Annotated in this window: 18 protein-coding genes, 1 pseudogene and 1 riboswitch; of the genes and pseudogenes, 17 read left to right on the forward strand and 2 right to left on the reverse strand. The window is 37.0% G+C overall.

The genetic code is table 11. The features are described from left to right. Window positions 1–205: 205 nt before the first annotated feature. The 8 genes from rluB (at window position 206) to JFU50_RS19750 (ending at window position 9,311) form a co-directional block, all read left to right on the forward strand. Window positions 206–946: a 23S rRNA pseudouridine(2605) synthase RluB gene (gene rluB / locus JFU50_RS19715; protein ID WP_053346825.1), complete on the forward strand. Its 741-nt coding sequence runs from the start codon at window positions 206–208 to the stop codon at window positions 944–946. Window positions 947–1,156: 210 nt separating this feature from the next. Then, entirely contained in the window at window positions 1,157–1,687 is a 531-nt protein-coding gene (resA, locus tag JFU50_RS19720) for a thiol-disulfide oxidoreductase ResA (RefSeq protein WP_056525144.1), read from the forward strand. Between the two features lie 18 nt (window positions 1,688–1,705). Next, window positions 1,706–3,355 (forward strand): cytochrome c biogenesis protein ResB, encoded by a 1,650-nt coding sequence (resB, locus tag JFU50_RS19725; protein WP_201185671.1) that lies wholly within the window; start codon window positions 1,706–1,708, stop codon window positions 3,353–3,355. Beyond that, the gene (gene ccsB, locus JFU50_RS19730) at window positions 3,348–4,526 is read left to right on the forward strand and encodes a c-type cytochrome biogenesis protein CcsB (RefSeq protein ID WP_056525138.1); all 1,179 of its coding nucleotides are present in this window, start codon (window positions 3,348–3,350) and stop codon (window positions 4,524–4,526) included. Before resB ends, ccsB begins: the two co-directional genes overlap by 8 nt. 295 nt (window positions 4,527–4,821) lie before the next feature. After that, window positions 4,822–5,538 (forward strand): response regulator, encoded by a 717-nt coding sequence (locus JFU50_RS19735; protein ID WP_053346821.1) that lies wholly within the window; start codon window positions 4,822–4,824, stop codon window positions 5,536–5,538. Next, the gene (locus JFU50_RS19740) at window positions 5,535–7,325 is read left to right on the forward strand and encodes an ATP-binding protein (RefSeq protein ID WP_201187934.1); all 1,791 of its coding nucleotides are present in this window, start codon (window positions 5,535–5,537) and stop codon (window positions 7,323–7,325) included. Before JFU50_RS19735 ends, JFU50_RS19740 begins: the two co-directional genes overlap by 4 nt. Window positions 7,326–7,561: 236 nt before the next feature. After that, on the forward strand, window positions 7,562–8,122 hold the full coding sequence (gene sigX, locus JFU50_RS19745) for an RNA polymerase sigma factor SigX (RefSeq protein WP_201187932.1): 561 nt from the start codon (window positions 7,562–7,564) through the stop codon (window positions 8,120–8,122). After that, window positions 8,088–9,311: a hypothetical protein gene (locus tag JFU50_RS19750; protein ID WP_201223752.1), complete on the forward strand. Its 1,224-nt coding sequence runs from the start codon at window positions 8,088–8,090 to the stop codon at window positions 9,309–9,311. The genes sigX and JFU50_RS19750 overlap by 35 nt, the downstream gene beginning before the upstream one ends. A 124-nt stretch (window positions 9,312–9,435) precedes the next feature. Here JFU50_RS19750 and serA read toward each other — a convergent pair whose 3' ends face one another. Next, the gene (gene serA / locus JFU50_RS19755; protein ID WP_201223755.1) at window positions 9,436–11,010 is read right to left on the reverse strand and encodes a phosphoglycerate dehydrogenase; all 1,575 of its coding nucleotides are present in this window, start codon (window positions 11,008–11,010) and stop codon (window positions 9,436–9,438) included. A 366-nt stretch (window positions 11,011–11,376) separates the two neighbouring features. Continuing rightward, window positions 11,377–11,512: riboswitch (FMN riboswitch) on the forward strand. A gap of 167 nt (window positions 11,513–11,679) precedes the next feature. Between serA and JFU50_RS19760 the strand changes: the two genes are divergently transcribed. Then, complete coding sequence (locus JFU50_RS19760) at window positions 11,680–12,261, forward strand: ECF transporter S component (RefSeq protein ID WP_053348127.1); 582 nt, start codon at window positions 11,680–11,682, stop codon at window positions 12,259–12,261. A gap of 130 nt (window positions 12,262–12,391) precedes the next feature. Here the strand turns inward: JFU50_RS19760 and JFU50_RS19765 are convergent, their stop codons facing one another. After that, a complete protein-coding gene (locus JFU50_RS19765; RefSeq protein WP_034308087.1) occupies window positions 12,392–12,640 on the reverse strand; it encodes a ferredoxin in 249 nt (82 codons plus the stop codon). Between the two features lie 290 nt (window positions 12,641–12,930). Here JFU50_RS19765 and JFU50_RS19770 point away from each other — a divergent pair, with 290 nt between their 5' ends. From JFU50_RS19770 to JFU50_RS19805, 8 genes and pseudogenes are all read left to right on the forward strand, one after another. Next, window positions 12,931–13,995: a helix-turn-helix domain-containing protein gene (locus tag JFU50_RS19770; protein ID WP_201223757.1), complete on the forward strand. Its 1,065-nt coding sequence runs from the start codon at window positions 12,931–12,933 to the stop codon at window positions 13,993–13,995. After that, window positions 13,995–15,506, forward strand: coding sequence for a RecQ family ATP-dependent DNA helicase (locus JFU50_RS19775; RefSeq protein WP_201185666.1), 1,512 nt, complete (start codon window positions 13,995–13,997; stop codon window positions 15,504–15,506). The genes JFU50_RS19770 and JFU50_RS19775 overlap by 1 nt, the downstream gene beginning before the upstream one ends. Then, complete coding sequence (locus tag JFU50_RS19780) at window positions 15,496–16,095, forward strand: CPBP family intramembrane glutamic endopeptidase (protein WP_201223759.1); 600 nt, start codon at window positions 15,496–15,498, stop codon at window positions 16,093–16,095. Before JFU50_RS19775 ends, JFU50_RS19780 begins: the two co-directional genes overlap by 11 nt. Window positions 16,096–16,100: 5 nt before the next feature. Continuing rightward, a complete protein-coding gene (locus tag JFU50_RS19785; RefSeq protein WP_201223761.1) occupies window positions 16,101–16,937 on the forward strand; it encodes a LysM peptidoglycan-binding domain-containing protein in 837 nt (278 codons plus the stop codon). 296 nt (window positions 16,938–17,233) lie between these two features. Further along, window positions 17,234–17,559, forward strand: a pseudogene (locus tag JFU50_RS19790) (DUF2663 family protein). A 97-nt stretch (window positions 17,560–17,656) separates the two neighbouring features. Further along, on the forward strand, window positions 17,657–18,472 hold the full coding sequence (locus JFU50_RS19795) for a metallophosphoesterase (RefSeq protein WP_201223763.1): 816 nt from the start codon (window positions 17,657–17,659) through the stop codon (window positions 18,470–18,472). Between the two features lie 100 nt (window positions 18,473–18,572). Further along, window positions 18,573–19,463 (forward strand): MerR family transcriptional regulator, encoded by an 891-nt coding sequence (locus JFU50_RS19800; RefSeq protein ID WP_242486051.1) that lies wholly within the window; start codon window positions 18,573–18,575, stop codon window positions 19,461–19,463. A gap of 88 nt (window positions 19,464–19,551) precedes the next feature. After that, a complete protein-coding gene (locus tag JFU50_RS19805) occupies window positions 19,552–20,127 on the forward strand; it encodes a genetic competence negative regulator (protein ID WP_201185662.1) in 576 nt (191 codons plus the stop codon). Window positions 20,128–20,285 lie beyond the last annotated feature (158 nt).

Genomic DNA, 20,285 nt, shown 5'->3' on the forward strand with positions numbered 1-20,285 from the left:
CATTTTTTTGTATGGAAAAATAAGCTATGTTACACTCATTATGGAAACCAACCCATTTAACCGTCTGTATAATTGGTGTAATAATAAAAGATAAGCTCTTAATCACGAAAAACCTTTTGTTTTTGCCTCTCTATATGTAATAATTGTATGATTGTGTATGTATAGACAATAACAAACGAATGATTATACTATGGGGTGAAGATAGATGGAACGATTACAAAAGGTGATAGCTCATGCTGGACTGGCTTCCCGTCGTAAGGCAGAAGAGTTGATTTTAGAAGGTAAGGTAAAAGTGAACGGCAAAGTAGTGAAGGAATTGGGTGTGAAGGTCGGTCCTAATGACAAGGTTCAGGTTAATGAAGTCCCACTTGAAAAAGAAGCTCCGGTTTATTTCTTATTTTATAAACCGCGTGGTGTTATATCTGCAGTTTCGGATGACAAGAATAGAAAAGTTGTAACGGACTATTTCCCTTACATTAGTGAACGGATTTACCCAGTTGGCCGCCTGGATTATGATACTTCTGGTTTATTGCTTTTAACGAATGATGGTGAGTTTGCAAACACGTTAATGCATCCGAAACATGAAGTAGATAAAGTGTATGTGGCAAAAGTGAAAGGAATGCCATTACGTGAAAGCTTGAAAAAGTTAGAAAAGGGAATCAAATTGGAGGACGGTAAGACAGCTCCAGCTAAGACTAGGGTTCTGTCAACCGACAAAAAAAAGCAAACGGCTATTGTGGAAATCACTATACACGAAGGAAGAAATCGACAAGTCCGCCGGATGTTTGAAGCAATTGGTCATCCTGTAATTAAATTGAAGCGGGAACAATATGGCTTTTTAACTTTAGCAGGTTTAACTGCTGGTGACTCCCGTGAATTGACTCCACATGAAGTCAAATTAATGCGAACTTTAGCAACAACCGAGCCTAAACAACGGAGAATGTAAGAAAGAAGTTATCCCGTATTAATAGGTTGAAACCACTACCCCATTCTTCTAACTAGAGGGATAGGTGGTGGAAAACAACCTGTAAATACCCTTTCTTTCCTAAATCGGAAAAGAGTGTCACAAAACCTTCGGAAATGTAAAAAATATGGACATAGTGTTAAATGGTATGATGGTATGGTTAAATTTTAGTGTTGCCTTAGGAGGATTTCTATGGATAAAAAAAAGCGACGCCTAGTTAGCAGAACCATCATTCTTCTGCTGTTAGGTGCAGCTTTAGTGTTTGCCCTTTATACAAACTTCACTAAAGAAAAGAATGAAAGTCTTCGAAAAGGATCAGATGCACCTAATTTCGTTTTGACGGATATGGAAGGCAAAGAGCATAAGTTGTCCGACTATAAAGGAAAAGGTGTCTTTTTGAACTTTTGGGGTACATATTGTAAGCCATGTGAATATGAAATGCCTTATATGGAAAGTCAATATAAAAACTACAAAGACCAGGGCGTTGAGATATTAGCCGTGAATGTTGGGGAATCTGACTATGCTGTCAACAATTTTATTGCAAAACATAATCTTACCTTTCCTGTCATGATCGATAATGGTAGTAAAGTAGAGAATGCATATCGCGTGGATATTTTGCCGGTCACCTTTTTGATTGATAAAGAGGGAGAAGTGGTAGATATCATTACCGGAGCTTTGACAGAAGAGAGCATCCAAAAGCATATGGAGAGAATTAAACCATAATATTGGGGAGTTTTTGACATGAATGAAGTAAAATGCGATTGTGGTCATGTAAATCCGTTTGGTACAAAAATTTGTGGTAAATGCGGGATGGTACTTGGAAACGAAAAAGAAAACAAGCTTATTGATATGCGATATGAAGGTAGTGCCAGACGCTCACAAACTTATAAAAAAACAATCATTGATAAGATATGGAACTTTTTTTCTTCCGTTAAGGTAGGAGTGACGCTCATTGTCATTGCCTTAGTTGCTTCAGCGATTGGTACAATATTGCCACAGGAAATGTACATCCCTTCGACTGCGACGCCAGCAGAGCATTATGAATTAGAATACGGCTGGTTCGGAAAGGTGTATTATGAACTTGGATTTCATAATTTGTATAGTTCATGGTGGTATTTGATTATTATTGGCATGTTAGGCATATCACTTTTGATTGCCAGCATTGATCGCTTTTTTCCTTTATATCGTTCATTGAAGAAACAAGGAGTCACACGTCATGACGGTTTTATGAAACGTCAGAGAATTTATGGAGTGACAAAGCTGGATGAACAAGATATCGACCTTGAAGATGTGAAAAAAAGATTGAAAAAGCAGCGTTATCATATACGAGAGGAAAGCGGTAATATTCTTGCTGAAAAAGGCCGTTTTTCACGTTGGGGACCCTACGTAAACCATATCGGACTTATCATTTTTTTAATTGGGGCGTTATTGCGCTCTGTCCCCGGGATGTATATTGACAAAGTTCTCTGGCTCCGAGAAGGCGAGACGAAAGAAATTCCGGGTACAAATGGGGAATATTATCTCCAGAATAATGGGTTTACCTTAGAGGTGTATGACAAGGAAAATAAAGAGGATGAGCAATACAGTGCTGCAATAGACAAAACCGGTACAATAGCTAAAACCTATCAATCCGATGTCACACTATACGAGGCTCAGAGAGAAACGATACCTGGGGAAAAAGTGGACCTTGATAAGCTCAAAGATTTTAAAATTAAAGTCAATGAACCTTTGAAACATGATCATTATGCTCTCTACCAAGTGGACTATAAATTAGATGAACTTAGTACGATGGCTTTTAATTTAATTAATAAAAAAACCGAAGAGAATTATGGAAGCTTGAAGGTTGATTTGAATAACCCTCAAAAGAAATACGAATTAAATAAGGGATATTCAGTAGATTTAATCAGTTACTTCCCAGATTTCGAGTTCGATGAAAAAGGCCACCCAAGAACGATATCGAAGATTCCGAATAATCCGGCATTTATCTTTAAAATGTACACACCGGATAAACCAGATGGTGAAGTTAGTTTTGTTGCGATAAAAGAGACTGTGGAACCATTAGGTGAAAATACATATAAAATGGCTTTTAATGGTGTAGAAACTAAAGATGTCACTGCCTTGACGGTTAGAAAAGATCTTACACTGTGGATTCTGTTCACAGGTGGAATCATTTTTATGGTAGGTGTCGTCCAAGGTTCATATTGGAATCACCGACGTATTTGGATTAAAAGGAAAAATGAGGAGATATTAATTTCCGGCCATACAAACAAAAACTGGCACGGTATTAAAAGAGATATAAAACATGCGATAGAATCCACTTCTCTTTGCGAACCATCGGATCAACTTGAGGAGGAGAAATCTTCTACTAAGGGGGAAGTTTTAAATGGCTGAATTAAGCAGTAACTTTTTATATGCAGCTTTTATTTTATATCTGATTGCTACCTTTCTATTCGGAGGATCGATTAAGGATAAACGAGGAGCAGAGGAAAAGAAACAAAACAAATGGGCTAAATTGGGGATTATGATTACCATTCTCGGTTTTGCTTCACAAATTGGATATTTTATCACTAGGTGGATTGCTGCCGGGCATGCGCCGGTAAGTAATCTATTTGAATTTACAACCTTTTTCGGAATGATGCTGGTTGGTGCTTTCATATTAATTTATTTCCTTTATAAATTGCCTGCTCTTGGGCTATTTGCCTTACCTATTGCCTTATTAATTATCGCATATGCAAGTATGTTCCCAACAGAAATTTCACCGCTCATTCCTGCACTGCAGAGTGATTGGCTTCATATTCATGTAACAACTGCAGCAGCAGGACAGTCTATCCTTGCGATTAGTTTTATTGCTGCTATAATTTATTTAGTCAAATTCGTAGATCAATCTCAATCGAGCAAACGAACGTTCTGGCTCGAAATCATCATGTACACGTTAGTAAGTACCATAGGTTTTGTCATTATCACTTCAACTTTCGCAGCCATGGACTATAAAGCGAATTTTGATTGGGTCGATAAACATGATGAGCTGGCTAAACAGGAATTTAACCTTCCTGCACTTGTAGGTCCCCATGAAGGGGAACTAACTGATACAGAACGATTTGAACCACTGGTGAACATGCCTGCGATAATTAATGCTAAGAAACTGAATACAGTCATTTGGTCGATGGGAATCGGACTCGTTCTTTATGGTCTGATTAGACTGATTTCTCGAAAAAGAGTTGCCGCATTGATCAAACCGATTGTCAAAAATGTAAATTTGAATTTATTGGATGAAATCAGTTATCGTTCGGTTCTTATCGGTTTTCCAATCTTTACACTTGGAGCCCTCATTTTTGCCATGATCTGGGCTCAAGTTGCCTGGACACGATTCTGGGGCTGGGATCCGAAAGAAGTTTGGGCACTGGTTACCTGGTTGTTTTATGCAGCTTTCTTACATTTGCGTATGTCAAAGGGTTGGCAGGGAGAAAAATCAGCATGGCTAGCCGTTATCGGTTTTGCTATTATGATATTTAACTTAATATTTGTTAATCTTGTTATTGCTGGTTTGCATTCGTATGCTTGATTCGGTAATTTAATAAATTAGATTAAGGGGGTCTTTTGGTAGAAACATCGAGGAGAATACTTATCGATGTTTCTAAGAATGATCCCTTTTTCTATACTTTTATTTCCATGTTATTCCGGGGGAAATAACAGCAGGCATTAGTGAGGGAACAGAAGGAGTGTGTTTATTGTGACAAAATGGTGAATAGTTCATAGAAGCTAAACAGAATTGGCTATTTATCGTACTTTGGAAGGAAAAAATATTAGTCATAGAAGTTTTCATTTTGTAAAATATATGTAGGGAGGCTGATTACATAATGTATAATGCTATTAAAGTTCTCGTGGTGGATGATGAGGAAAGAATCCGCCGTTTGTTAAAAATGTATTTGGAAAGAGAAGAATACATAATTGATGAAGCTGAAAATGGAGATGTTGCTTTATCAAAAGCTCTTGAAAATGATTATGATTTAATTTTATTGGATATTATGATGCCAGGTAAAGATGGAATCGAAGTTTGCCGTGAGTTAAGAGAGAAAAAAACAACACCTATAATCATGCTTACTGCAAAAGGAGAAGAAGTCAATCGGGTCCAAGGATTTGAAGTAGGAACTGATGATTATATTGTCAAACCATTCAGTCCTCGTGAAGTTGTGTTAAGGGTGAAAGCGTTATTACGCCGTTCTTCAAGCACGAGTTACGTTCAGACCGAAACGACGACAAAAGATGTGATTGTCTTTTCCCATTTAACAATTGATAATGATGCACATCGTGTACTTGCTGATGATAAAGAGGTATCTTTGACACCAAAAGAATATGAATTATTGTATTTCTTAGCGAAATCACCTGATAAAGTATTTGATCGCGAGCAATTGTTAAAAGAAGTGTGGCATTATGAATTCTTTGGAGACCTTCGAACTGTTGACACGCATGTTAAACGCCTACGTGAAAAATTAAACCGTATATCCGAAAATGCTGCCAAGATGATTGTCACTGTTTGGGGTGTCGGTTACAAGTTCGAAGTTATTAATGACTGATGTTATGGGGCAGTGTTGTAGGGAAGCTTTGGGCAACCATTCTATTGCTCGTGTCATTTGTATTAATCGTTTTAACTGTTCTATTAGTAGAATTCTTTCAGAATTTTCAAATTGAAAATATTGAAAATGATTTAACCAAAACGGCAGAGCAGATCATAGAGGTTACAAATGATCATCAGGGCTCTAGCAATTATGTTTTACAAATAGCTTCGGAATTGATAGGCGACGAAACGAAAATGATTATCCTTAATGATGACAAAATGATATTCTCATCAATCGGTGATAAGGAGATTAAAATTACGCCAGAGTCAATTAAAAATGATCCCGATTTGCAGAAAGTTTTTACGGAAAGAAAGACTGTAAAAAAAGAAATGGCGCTATCTGATGACAATGGAAATAAGGAATTATCTGCAATCGTTGTCGGAGTGCCACTTGAACTAAATGGGGAGCAGGACGAGGTCTTCTTATTTCAATCCTTGGAATCCATGGAAGAAACCACTAAGTCCACAACGCAATTCATTCTGTTGGCAGCAGGGATTGCAATTATTTTAACAACGATTTTTGCTTTCTTTTTATCTACAAGGATCAATGCTCCGCTGGTGAAGATGAGGGAAGCCGCCCTAGCCATTGCTAGGGGGAAATTTGATACAAAGGTGCCTATCTTGACGCAGGATGAAATTGGTGAGTTGGCAATAGCATTTAATCAGATGAGAAAGCAATTGAAATTCAATATGAATGCTCTTAGCCAGGAAAAAGAACATCTTTCGAGCATCCTTAGTAGTATGGCGGATGGGGTCATTACCTTCAATAAAGATGGAACTATCCTGGAAACAAATCCGCCAGCGGAAAGATTTCTGCAATCTTGGTACTTTGAAAAAGGCTACAATCGGGAAGATAATGTAAATGTCCCTTTGGTACTGATGAATCTATTTGATGAATCAGAGTCTTTCGATAAGGAGCAAGTCGGGGAAATTACATTGCAGGGTAGGGACTGGGGATTGATTGTCAGTCCTTTATATACAAATGCCGACAATATTCGCGGAGCAGTAGCTATCATTCGTGATATGAGTGATGAAAGACGTATGGACAAACTTAGGACTGATTTCATAGCAAACGTCTCTCATGAGTTAAGAACGCCGATTTCAATGCTGCAAGGATATAGTGAAGCGATTGTTGATGACATAGCTGGAAGTGAAGAGGAAAAAATGGAAATGGCCAGGATTATTTATGATGAATCTCTAAGAATGGGCCGTTTAGTCAATGATTTACTCGATCTAGCTAAATTGGAATCAGGAAAAATGAGTCTCAACTATGAATGCATACCTATTTCATCTTATTTAAAGAGGATTACAAGCAAATTTTCCGGGTTAGCTAAAGAAAAAGGGATAACGATATCCACTAATCTTCAAGACAATGGAATCGAGTGGTGTTTCGATCCCGACAGAATTGAACAGGTATTGACGAATTTAATTGATAATGCGATTCGACATACCCCTCCAGGCGGGAACATTGATGTCATTCAAAGGACAAGTGATCGAAGAGGGCTGATTATTGATGTGAAGGACTCTGGTTCGGGTATCCCTGAAGAGGATTTACCCTTTGTATTCGAGAGATTCTATAAAGCGGATAAAGCACGTACACGCGGTCGTTCGGGTACTGGCTTGGGATTGGCTATTGTTAAAAATATCATTAATGCCCATGATGGCTACATTTCGGTAAACAGTTTACCTAAAAAAGGGACGACATTCAGCATTATTCTACCTCGAATAATGGAAAATACTGAATGAATAACTGGTTGTTTGCCAGAAAATCTTGTTTCATAGAAACAGTGGAGACAAAGGCAATTGGATTTATTTCCAACTTGTCTTTGTCTTTTTTCATAGAAAGAGAACAGGTTAGTAATATTCTAGTGAATAGGACTCTTCTATATAGAAATTCACTGAATTTTGTAATAAGATCATATGTAAAGTGTAACTTTTATATATGAATGACGACTATATTTATGAACGGATGTGGGGAAATGATGGATTCCGTTTTCCACGATCTTTATGAAAAGTATCATCACGAAATTTATCAATTCATTTATTATATGACTAAAAATCGGGAATCGGCAGAGGACCTTGTTCAAGAGGTTTATATCAGGGTTATGAAGGCCTATGACCGATTCGAGGGAAAAAGTAGTGAAAAAACGTGGATATATTCTATTGCGAGAAATGTGACGATTGATTATTTTCGGAAACAAAAACGGTGGAGAGACAAAATCTTTTCTAACTTCGACTGGGAGAGGCAAATGATTAAAGATACTCAGCCTATTCCGGATGAAGTGGCTATTATGAATGATGATATCCATGATATATATCAATGTTTGAACCGATGCACGGTCGATCAAAGGTCCGTCATCATATTACGATATATTCAAGCATTGTCCATATCAGAAACCGCGGAGGTATTAAATTGGAGTGAAAGTAAGGTTAAAACAACCCAGCATCGTGCGTTAAAAGCAATTAAAAAGATGATGGAAGATTTGTCTGGAAAGGAGGATGACCCCATTGAGAAAACCCCGTTGGAAAGAAAACGAAATTGAAGACATGCTTCACCAGCTTCCGAAAGTAAAAGACAAACGAACAAAGGATGAGGTGTATGCAAGGATTCATAATAAAAAGCGGAAAAAACAATGGTTTCCTCTTATTGTGGGTGTTGCCTCCTTATTCTTAATGGTTGTTTTGGCCTCTTCACTGATTATTGGGAAAGAAGGGACTACAAGCAAAGAGGAGAGCAGCGATAAGAAATTAGCTGTCTCTGAACTTAAAAGCCTGCCAGATCATGAACAACAGGATGCAAAGGTAAAAGATAAGTCTGCCGAAGACAAAGAGGAAAATAGTAAGCTTCAGAGTATGCGTGAAGAAGATATAGAAACTAAAGAAGAAGTTTTCGATAGTGAACCGGTAAAAAAGGACAAGGCAGTAGCCCTTGCTCCTGCAATTTACCCAGGCGATCTGAAAAATAAATCGACAATTACCATGGGTGTGCCAGATAATCAACAGAATTTTGTCATCCCGATTTCAATTGTTGTCAATCGTTATGATGAATCGGATACTCTAAATCAGTTAGTTAATCAAATGTCGGATATCAATGAGGAACAATATGGTCTCTCTGACTATTTCCCGCTTGATATTGAGATTACCCAAGGAACCGAAATGAATACTGCTCATATTGAGCTACATGAAGACAGCCAGTTATTGGATGAGGATATCCTCTTTCTTCATACGATGGAAGAGACGCTGTCCTATCTTAATATAGAGAAGATGACCTTTGCTACAGATGGAAAGCAAGGTGCAAGGTTTGCCCATGCAGGATTTTTAAAGGAAGCAGATATACCTCAACAAAAAAATCGCACATTTCTACTTTATCAAAGTGATGAATCCTCACCAAAGTTTCTTGTACCAAGTAATATGGATTATCAAGACTTTGAGGAGGCACTTCAGGCAGGAAAAGAGGTGCCAGACATAGAGGGGATATCTTCTGCTATCCCCGATGATTTAATTTGGGAAAAAATAAGTTCAGATGGAGATCTTGTGACTATTCAATTAGCAGAACAAGCGGCAATTGAAAATAGTGAGGATTCTCTTCAAGCTTTAGAAGCTATTCTCTTTATTGCAAAGGAATTTGGCTTTAACAGAGTAAAGTTTGAAAATGCTCCAATTGAAAAAGTTGGCAATCTAAATCTAACAGAAGACATAGTAGTACCCAAAGCCCCTAACCAAGTGAATTGAAGGGAGGAAGTTGTCAAAAGAAGCGGGAGCTGGGCTATATAAAACATCTTGATAATGGTTGCTGAGTATCTAAAATCTCGTAGAAAAAAGAATGTGCCCGCATTAAGGGCACATTCTTTTTTTCTTATAATGAAATGAGAGCCATGAATGTAATTTCTTCTGTTTCCTTTAAAAATTGCTTCATGTTATCACTTAATGGTTTATCAAAACTTAAAACCATGATAGCTTCTCCGCCAGCTTCTTTTCGACCTACCTGCATGGTTGCAATATTCACTTCATGATCACCAAGTATCTTACCTACATTACCAATTACACCAGGTTTATCGGTGTGTTGGATATATAGTAAATTTTCTTCCGGATGGAAGTCGATTTTGAAGCCATTCAAATTTACAATACGAGAACCATAATTTTCAATGTAAGTGCCACTGATTGTTAGTTCACGGTTATCACCTTTTACTTTAAGGCTGATCAGGTTAGAATATCCTAAAGAGTCTGCAGAGATTTTTTCGCCAACGGTAATACCGCGCTCTTTTGCAATCAGCAAGGCATTCACTTCATTGACCGAAGCGTCAACTCTTGATTTAAAGAAGCCTGATATTAAACTTTTTGTCAAAATCGCTGTATCAAAGTCCAATGATTCTCCCGCATATGTAACGGAAATCTCTTGGATGCCTTCTTTCATACATTGAGATGCAATTGATCCCATTTGCTGTACGAGTTGATAAAATGGCTGAACCTTTTCAAACACTTCTTTAGAAATGGCTGGAAGGTTGATAGAACTTGAAACTGGATTTCCCTCAAAATAAGTCAGCACTTCTTGTGCAACCTGTACTGCAACATTTAATTGAGCTTCTTTTGTAGAAGCACCTAAATGAGGTGTAGCAATGACATTATCAAGTTCAAGTAGCTTATGGCCAAGCGGAGGTTCTTCAACGAAAACGTCCAACGCTGCGCCTGCTACATGCCCTTTAACAATCATTTCATATAAATCATCTTCGTCAAGAATTCCGCCACGGGCACAATTTAATACATAAACACCCTTTTTACAGGTAAGTAGTTTTTCTTTATTTATTAATCCTCTAGTTTCATTCGTCAGAGGTGTATGAACAGTAATAATGTCTGCTTTAGGAAGTAACTCATCTAACGGCAGGGAAATGACAGACATTTTTTTTGCACGATCAGCAGTTAAGAATGGGTCAAATACAATGACTTCCATACCAAAAACTTTTGCGCGTTTGGCGATTTCTCCTCCGATACGTCCAAAACCCACTATACCTAATGTTTTACCGCGTAGTTCTGTTCCAGTATAAGAAGAACGTTTCCACTCCCCATTCTTCAGAGATGCATATGCTTGCGGAATGTGGCGCATTAGTGAAGCCATCATTGCAAATGTATGTTCAGCTGTTGAAATGGTATTGCCATCAGGTGCATTAACGACGACAATCCCACGTTTAGTCGCAGCAGGGATGTCAATATTATCAACGCCGACACCAGCTCGTGCAATAATTTTCAACTGTGGCATACGGTTCATTAAATCTTCCGTAACTTTTGTTGCGCTTCTAACAAGTATTGCATCAATCTCAGCAAGTTCGTTTGCTGCTTCTTCTACTGTCTTTTGAATAAGAAGGATATTGGATGCCTCTGATAGCGGTCCGAGTCCTTCGGGTTTGATGGCATCTGCTACTAAAATCCGATACACGTGTAAACACCTTCCTAAGGGAAAAATTATCTTAAATTTCAGTTAATTTTACAATTGAAATGCCGAATATGTCAATTTGGCATTTATTAATGTAAGCGCTTAAAATAATTATTATTAAGTGAAATAATTGTATAAGTCCGCAATAATAATGGATTTATCATCTATTGTTTGAAAAAGAACAATTATTTTAAATAATCTTAAAATTGATATAATCGTCAATATAATTTTTGTTTTAATACATTGATATGTAAGAAATTATGGTGGCCATGAAAAATGAATATCTTCATATAAACTTTCAAATTAAAAAAAACTATTCAAAAAAAGGAAAGTCATATATAATGGAATTTGTAAAATAAAATTTTATAGGTCTATCTTCGGGGCGGGGTGTAATTCCCCACCGGCGGTGATGAAGAAATAATTCTTCTAAGCCCGCGAGCCTTACGGGGCAGGATTTGGTGTGATTCCAAAGCCGACAGTATAGTCTGGATGGGAGAAGATGGAGGTTCCTGATTGCGTTCAAACAGTCATTTACTGAACGTTTGTTTGATGAAACCTTTAATTTATCCCTTTAATTCGGTCGGAATTAAAGGGTTTTTTATTGAACATCAACATGATGAAGGAGCACTAACCTCTTTTTCGGGTAGATCAGAAAAAGAAGGAGAGAGAACTATGAAAAAGAACAAAGTGAATAAAATGGTCACACTGGCAATGTTGGGAAGCATTTCATATCTATTGATGCTTTTGAATTTTCCGTTTCCAGGATTTCCACCTTTTCTGAATGTTGATTTTAGTGACATTCCAGCACTGATGGCAGCATTGATTTTCGGTCCGATGGCTGGAATTCTAGTTGAATTTCTTAAAAACCTATTGGATTTAGTCATGACAGGGACAATGACTGCTGTACCTGTGGGGCATATCGCTAACTTTATAGCAGGAATACTGTTCGTCTTGCCAACTTACTATGTATTTAAAAAAATCAATTCAAAAAAAGGGATGACTTTCGCTTTACTTGCTGGTACAGTTACCATGGCGGTAGTTATGAGTGTTTTAAACTATTATGTCTTTTTACCGGCATATACCTTCTTTATGGGATGGGATGCAATGTCGGCACCCGAGTCAAGGAAGTTCGTAACGACGGCAATCTTACCTTTCAATGTGATTAAAGGCGTGCTTATCACTTCTGTATTCATGTTGTTGTTTATTAAATTACAGACATGGATCAATAAGCAAGTATTATATAAAAATGCTTAATGGCATTAACTATAGAAACACAAAAAACCGGATATTTATGTCCGGTTTTTTGTCTGTTTAATTTGGTTAGTAGGGGAAGGGACATAAGTAGCAAAAAAAAGCCATTTTCGATTGAAAATGGCTTGTACCTTTATTCGAATTTTAGTGCATCCCCGTCAAATGCCTCGTCAGCAACTTTAATAGAATCTGTTGGACATCCTTCAAATGCGTCCATCATGTCATCTATAAGTACATCTGGAATTTCAACGATACCTTCGTTATCGTCAAGGGTAACAAATGCAATCCCTTCGTCATCATAATCATATATATCCGGTGCTGCTGCTCCGCAAGCTCCACAAGCGATACATGTTTCTTTATCAACAATTGTAAATTTAGCCATGAATATAACCCCTCCTAAGTTGATTAACAACTGATAATCTTTTTATTTCAGATTATTATCTCTTTCCTATTGTAAGACCGAATGCCAAACTTTTCAATAGAAATTGTATTGATACTAACTATTATGATGTGGAATGTCAATGATAAATATAGAAAATATTATTTTGATCTTTGCTTTCCTTCGTCATTTAGCCACAATTTCTTATGGTATTTATCATTAAAAACGGCGATTTTTGCAGTTTTTTGATACAATAGGTGTAATTGGTTAATTGAAACAAGGATGTGAGTCCCATGAATAATTATCTACAGGTAATCATTCTATATGCAATAAAAAAATTTCAAGGCGAACGTTCTATTTATGCTATTTATCATATGCTACAGGGCAAAAAGTCGTCACAGACAATCCAGGATGCCCACTTATTCGGGTTAACGAATATATTTGGGACAATACCTCGTTTTACCCGACAACAATTAAATCAAAACATTCAACTATTTCATGAGCATAATTTCATTGAGATAACCGATAAAACCGATGCTTATATAATTAGTGGGCAAGGCGGGAGAAAGTTAACCGATTATTTGAAGAAGAATCCTTTTCCAACATCCTTAAATGGCTGGAAATATCAAAATATCACCCCGATATTCTGGGGGAGATTAAACTTACTCATACAAACTATATCCCATATTGTCCACAATGAAAGACGTTTTTATCCTATACAACGAAACCCCAAAATCCAATGTTTTGTAAAGGAATTCTTACAAAACAATCGCCAGGACCGAGGGTTGATTGCGCAGCATCTTTATGAAGAACTGATATCGTTATTAGAGCTGCAAAGTAATTTAAAACGAGATATTTTTATTTTGAAATTAACAGGGGTAAACAGGATTGGACTTACGTTTGAACAGATTGCGAAAAGGAAAGATGTAGAAGAAGAGTATGTGCGCTTTACATTTCTTGACTCGTTACATCAAATGCTTGCGGAAATAGAACAGGTAACAGATTACCCTATTTTGGCATCCTTATTCAGTGATTGGCAAAGGAGTGGCAATCCTCATTTGACTCATTCTACACAAACGACATTGCGATATATTCAAGCAGGTAAAACTTTGTTTGAAATAGCAGAAATCCGCCGTTTAAAAGTCAACACCATTGAAGATCATCTTGTTGAAATTGTCTTATCGGATAAAAGCTTTCCAATTGCTGAATATGTATCCCATGAGGATGAAAGGAAAATCATCGCTGCAATTAAGGAACTCAATACCAAGCAGCTAAAGGCAATCAAACAGGAAGTTGATAATAAACAGATTAGTTTTTTCCAAATAAGGCTTGTACTTGCGAAATTGGGTGATGGATGATGAATTTAGAGCATGTTTTAAAAGAAAAATTTGGATTTGATAAATTCCGTCCAGGACAAAAAGAAGTGATTGAATCATTGATGTCTGGCTGTCATACTTTAGCGATGTTGCCAACGGGGTCAGGTAAGTCATTGTGTTATCAGTTGCCTGCTTACCTTTTGAATAAGACGACCTTAATAGTTTCCCCGTTATTATCTTTAATGCAGGATCAGGCAGATCAGCTCAAAATGAGAGGTGAAAAAAGTGTATTAACCCTTAATTCTTTTTTGACGTTAAATCAAAAAAGGGAGGCTTTCGATCGCTTACATATGTATCGGTTTATTTTTTTATCTCCTGAAATGCTCAGCCTTGAGGGTGTGATAAAGTCTTTAAAGACCTTAGACATAGGTTTGTTTGTCATTGATGAAGCACACTGTATCTCACAATGGGGGTATGATTTTCGACCTGATTATTTGAATTTAGGAGAAGTTAGACGTGAGTTGAACAATCCACTAACGCTCGCCTTAACGGCAACTGCAACAAAAGAAGTGCGGAAAGATATCATTGGAAAACTCAATATCAATCAAGCTAAAGAAACTGTATCATCTGTAGATAGGGATAATATCGCCATACTTGCTGAGAGACTATTCAGCTACGAAGAAAAGCTATTCCGTGTTCTGGAGCTTGTCAGAAAATTCACGGGGAGTGGCATTATTTATTTTTCATCTAAAAAGGTGGCAGAAGCCGTCACTGGATTTTTACAGGAAAACGGGGTAGATAGCGTCAATTTTTATCATGGCGGCATGGATCAGGAACAAAGAATGCTTATTCAGCAGCAATTCATTTCTGGCCAATTAAAAATAATATGCGCAACGAGTGCTTTTGGTATGGGTGTAAATAAATCGGATGTCAGATATGTTATCCATTTTCATATGCCCTCTACAATGGAATCTTATTTGCAGGAAATAGGTAGGGCGGGTCGTGATCGGAAACAAAGTGTAGCAGTCTTATTATATAGTGAAGGAGATGAAGGGCTTCCCCTTCATTTGATGGAACAACAATTGCCGACCGATTTGCAAATAGAGGGTGTTTGTTCCTTCCTGAGTGAAGCAAAAAAGATAGGAGCAAATTTGACTCTTTCTGAAAAAGAACAGCTGTCTCAATCTTTTTCCTTAAATGATATTCAGCTTCGTTTTTTTACACAGTTTCTTACAGGAAATCAAGATCCTTTACAGCATATGGCAGAGATGAAAGAGTATTGTCAAAAGAGAAAGTCCCGGAATCAGGAAAAATTGCATAGATTTCTCAATTGGATATATGCTCAGGAATGTCGACGTTTGGGAATTCTGAATTACTTTGATGAAAAGCAGCAAAAGTTGAATCCTTTCTGCTGCGACTTCTGTGGAATGGATGCGAATAAGATGATCGATTTATTGCCCGCAGTGAAGGTAGAACAAGTTAATTCTTATACCACTTGGAAACAGGAATTGGCTTTTATCTTATTAAAGAAGGAAAATTGGGATGAAAAATAAGCAAGCTGAATTAATAAAACAGCTAACAGATAAGCAGTTGCTATATAATTTGTTTCTTACACAAATTATTCTCTTAACGTTAGCCTTTTTTTTAGGTATTATCTTATTTAATGATCGTTCTACTTTTTTCGACTTATTTATCTTCAATGACCTTAATATTTTGTTATTTGGTATCCCGGCAGGAATTATAGTCGTTCTATTTGATCTATTTATGATGAGAGTGACGCCATCATCCTATCAAGATGATGGTGGGATTAACGAACGCATTTTCAGTAGTCTGTCTTACCCGATGATTTTTGTTGTTGCTTTAGTGGTAGCAATAAGTGAGGAATTATTATTCCGTGGAGTGTTACAAACTCATCTTGGTTTACTTTGGACGAGTATTATTTTTGCGGCGGTTCATTATCGCTATTTATTTAATTGGTTTTTATTTTTAAATGTTTTGGTTTTGAGCTTCTTTATCGGGTTTCTGTTTGAATGGACAAATAATTTACTGGTGACGATCACGGCCCATTTTTTGATTGATTTTATCCTTGGAGTATTAATCAGGAGGAAACAAGCAAAGCGGGTTGAGCAAGAAAGGGGGTGACCTATATGAATGATGTAAAAAAGAATGGGAAAGACAAAGATCAGGCTGGTGAACTTGGGACGCGAGTCGAACGTCAGAAGGCGAAGTCATCTCTGCCAAAGCGTAGCCAAGTCCATCAGAATAAAAAGAAAAAAAGTAAAGTGAAGATTAAGTTTCCGATGATTAAGTTATTATCGTTGTTTTTTATCTTGCTTCCGATTGGATTTTACAGTCTTAATACATATCTTCAAGAAAGACCTGAACGTGATACAAGAAGTGATCAAGTAGTGAACTATAATGAAAATGAAGACGCTGATAAAGAAACGATACCAACTACAGCAACTGCAGATGATTTAAAAGATAATGATTTGGAGAAAGAAGAAAAAAATTCAGCCAAGTCTGAAGCAGAGAAGAAGAAAGAAAAAGAAAAGCAGAAGGCTGAAGAAAAGGAACAAGCAAAGAAAAAGGCTGAAGAAAAAGAAAAAGCGCAGCAAGAAGCTGAAGAAAAGGCTAAGGCAAAGCAAATCGCTGAAGAAAAAGCTAAAGCAAAGCAAATAGCTGAAGAAAAGGCTAAGGCAAAGCAAATAGCTGAGGAAAAAGCCAAGGCAAAGCAAATAGCTGAAGAAAAAGCCAAGAAAGAAGCAGCAGAAGACAAAAAAACAACGGAAAGAGCACCAGTCAAGCCAAATAAGGATGAATATAAGGTTGTCTTACATACTGTTAAAGCGGAAGAAACATTATTCCGAATTTCCATGAATTACTACAAATCACAGGAAGGAATTGCTCTAATTAAGGATTGGAACGGACTGAATGGCAATGAAATTTCCAAGGGTCAGGTTTTAAAAATTCCAATAAAGAAATAGAAATAGAAATAATAATGAACACTCTGTCTTTTGAGGCAGGGTGTTTTTACTTTCATACAGTTTTTGTTTGTTCCGCAAAGAGGCTAATCATGCCTAGTTATTTATCATTTTTTTCTGGACAATCTCATATTATGACTTAAAGGGTAGTTATGAGGGGGAAGGAAAATGGAATCTACAATTATTTTATTGGATGAAAAAACGGATCAAGCAACAAAGCAAATGTCGCAGAACGTTGTAGATCGAAAAAAAAGTTCGAGGCTCTAAAAAAGAAACATCTTCATAGTTTATGGGCAACAATGATTATTGCTGCTCTTTTTTTGGTTTATCTTTATTTTTATATTGTAGTTCCTTATTCCTATTCTTTTTTTAAGATGTTTAGTGTTTTTGTTGACCATTTCAGCCATTTTCTTTTTTAGCAGAGACATTTGGGTTATATGGATATATGATATTAATTAAAAAGAAGCTTGATAAAGCTGAGAAGGAGTTTCAGTTGCTTCGTTGCGAAATCATTAATAAAAGTAAGCGACTGTGGGAAAAAGAGGATGAATGGAAAAGTCGCCATAAGGTTTTTGAAATGATGAAGAAGAACTATGATATTAACTTATATCATGAAAATAAATGATTATTCGCTTTAAGAATATTTAATTGCGGGTAATATGGTTTTATGGTTATATGAAGGTAACTCTTGCCATTTGTAGAGAAAGAAGGTTTAACGGAAGATGTTATTGGTATATGGATTATTTTTAGGCTTAATTCTGCTGTTATTAGCTACTGTTATACATATGTGGCGTACGGCAAATCAGGATAGGATAATTTTTCAAGATTTATATTTCAACGACTTTCCTGAAGGATTTGGCGATGTTCGGATTTTTTTTATATCTGATCTTCATCGACGGATCGTGTCGGATAAATTGATTGAGGAAGCCCGCGGTAAATCAGATATGGTAATTATCGGTGGTGACATCAGAGAAAGTGGGGTTCCTCTGGAGAGAGTTGAACAAAATATTTTGAAATTAAAAGTACTTGGTCCCCTTTATTTTGTTTGGGGAAATAATGATTACGAAGGAGACTTTCATGAGCTAGATGCATCACTTCTGAAGCATGGTGTGAAAATTCTGGATAATACAGCCGTTTCTTTTGAGTCCCAAAAAGGGGAGAAGTTTGCTCTCTTAGGTATTGATGATATATCAGAAGAAAGAGATAGGCTTGACCTTGCTCTATCAGATTGCGGGAATGAGCCATTCCGGATTTTGGTCAGTCATAACCCGCTAGTTAAAAAACAATTAACACCAGAACATCATATAAGACTTGTCCTATCAGGTCACACCCATGGAGGACAGATTCGGATATTCGGGCATGGGCCATATCAGATCGGTAGTATAAAAAAAGAGGGTGACTGCTTGTACATGACAAGCAATGGTTATGGGACAAGCGCAGTGCCATTAAGACTTGAAGCGAAGCCAGAAACTCACCTTTTTACGCTAAAAAGAGGAAAACATACGCAAATTGGCGAAGCCGTGGAAAAGACCTATTAAGCTGCCTTCTTAAACAAGCATATCGAAATTTTACAGAGTTGAAAGAATCCACTATAATTTCAACAAATGAATGTTCTGTTATTGGAGGCTTTGTAAAACCATGCAAGAAGGTAAATATAATATTAAGGCAGTTTCAAAACTGCTAGGTATTCAGTCGGGTACGTTGAGGGCATGGGAAAGGCGCTATCAATTTATTGAACCTGTCAGAAATGATTCAGGTCACCGGCTGTATACAGAGAAACATCTTCAAACCCTCAAATGGCTAATCAATAAAACAAATCAGGGCTTCACAATCAGTCAGGCCGTTTCACTTCTCGAAACTAGCACTGTAGCGACTGATATTCCTGAAACAAAACGATATAATGAGCAATCTATAAAGTTAGCGGACGAGCTACTTGAAGCTCTCATAAGCTTCAATGAAAATAAGGCTCAAATGCTGATCAGCCAAGCTTTTAGTATGTATACGATTGAACATACTGTTGTTGATGTGATTGGTGCCATACTTGTTCAGATTGGCGATAAGTGGGAAAGAGGAGAAATTACTTCTGCTCATGAACATTTTGCATCTAACATTCTAAAGTCCAGAATTAGTTCCGTAATGCATATGATTCCAACCAGTGAATTTCTTCCTAAAGCTCTTACTGTTTGTGCCCCCGGTGAAAAACATGAATTCGGCCTGTTGATTTTTACAATCTTTTTAAAGCGAAAAGGATATGAAACGGTCTATTTGGGAGAATCCATCGCCGACAGGGATCTTTTTACCGTTTTAAAAATCATAAGACCATCCTACTTATTTATGTCTTGTTCACTTAATGAAAACCTCGTAGGAACCTTAAGACTTGTCGAAGAATTAAGCCGGGATTTTCCTGATTTGAAGGTTGGTCTTGGAGGAGAGGCACTGAACCATGTATCGGATGAAATCCGAACCTCCTTCAGCAGAGTTTTAATCGGTGGATCTCAATCGGATTGGGAGGAATGGTTGAAAATTTAGAGGTTAGTGTTTGATAAATAATGGATATGCACCCTGAGACCAAGGCTTCATATGATGTATGAAGATGGTAACCAGGGGGCATTTTTTTATGAAGCTGGAGCGATTAACTAATAATAAAATCAAGATATTTTTGACCCTTGATGATTTAATTGATAGAGGAATAACAAAAGAAGATATTTTAGGGAATTCTTTAAAAGTCCACAAGTTATTTCAGGATATGGTGGAGGAAGCGTGTGAAGAACTCAGCTTTAAAATGAGTGGTTCCATTGCAATCGAGATTTTTTCCCTGCCTGCTCAGGGGTTGATTATCATTGTAACGAAGGAAGAAGAAGAGTTATTAACAGAAGAAGAAGAGTTCCTGGATTTGCAAGTGAAAATTGATGACTTCCCCCATATTTTGTATGTTTTCAATGAGTTTGAAGATATCGTTCAATTATCTCATAGATTGTCATATCATGGCTTGCTTAATAGCACTCTTTATCATTATGAGGGAAGATACTATTTACTGATTGAGAATGTCAAAGATACGACTTATGACACGGTCATCTCCTTAGCGGCTGAGTATGGCCATGCTTCAACACTTACGCTATACCGCATCAACGAATATGGAACATGCATCATTGAGAAAGAAGCCATACATGTATTAATCTCACATTTTAATTAGTTGAAAAAGAGGGAGACAGGGCAGACACATATTGAACATTCCAATGTGGTTTGCCTTATTAGTCTCAAATTCCCTGTTTAAGATAAAGTATAGGAAAAGAAGCAAGAAAACCCATGGTATGATAACGTTTTCATTTTTTGAATATTTCCAACTTTTAA

The sequence above is a fragment of the Peribacillus sp. TH14 genome (genome assembly GCF_016651145.1).
Taxonomy (GTDB): Bacteria; Bacillota; Bacilli; order Bacillales; family DSM-1321; genus Peribacillus; species Peribacillus butanolivorans.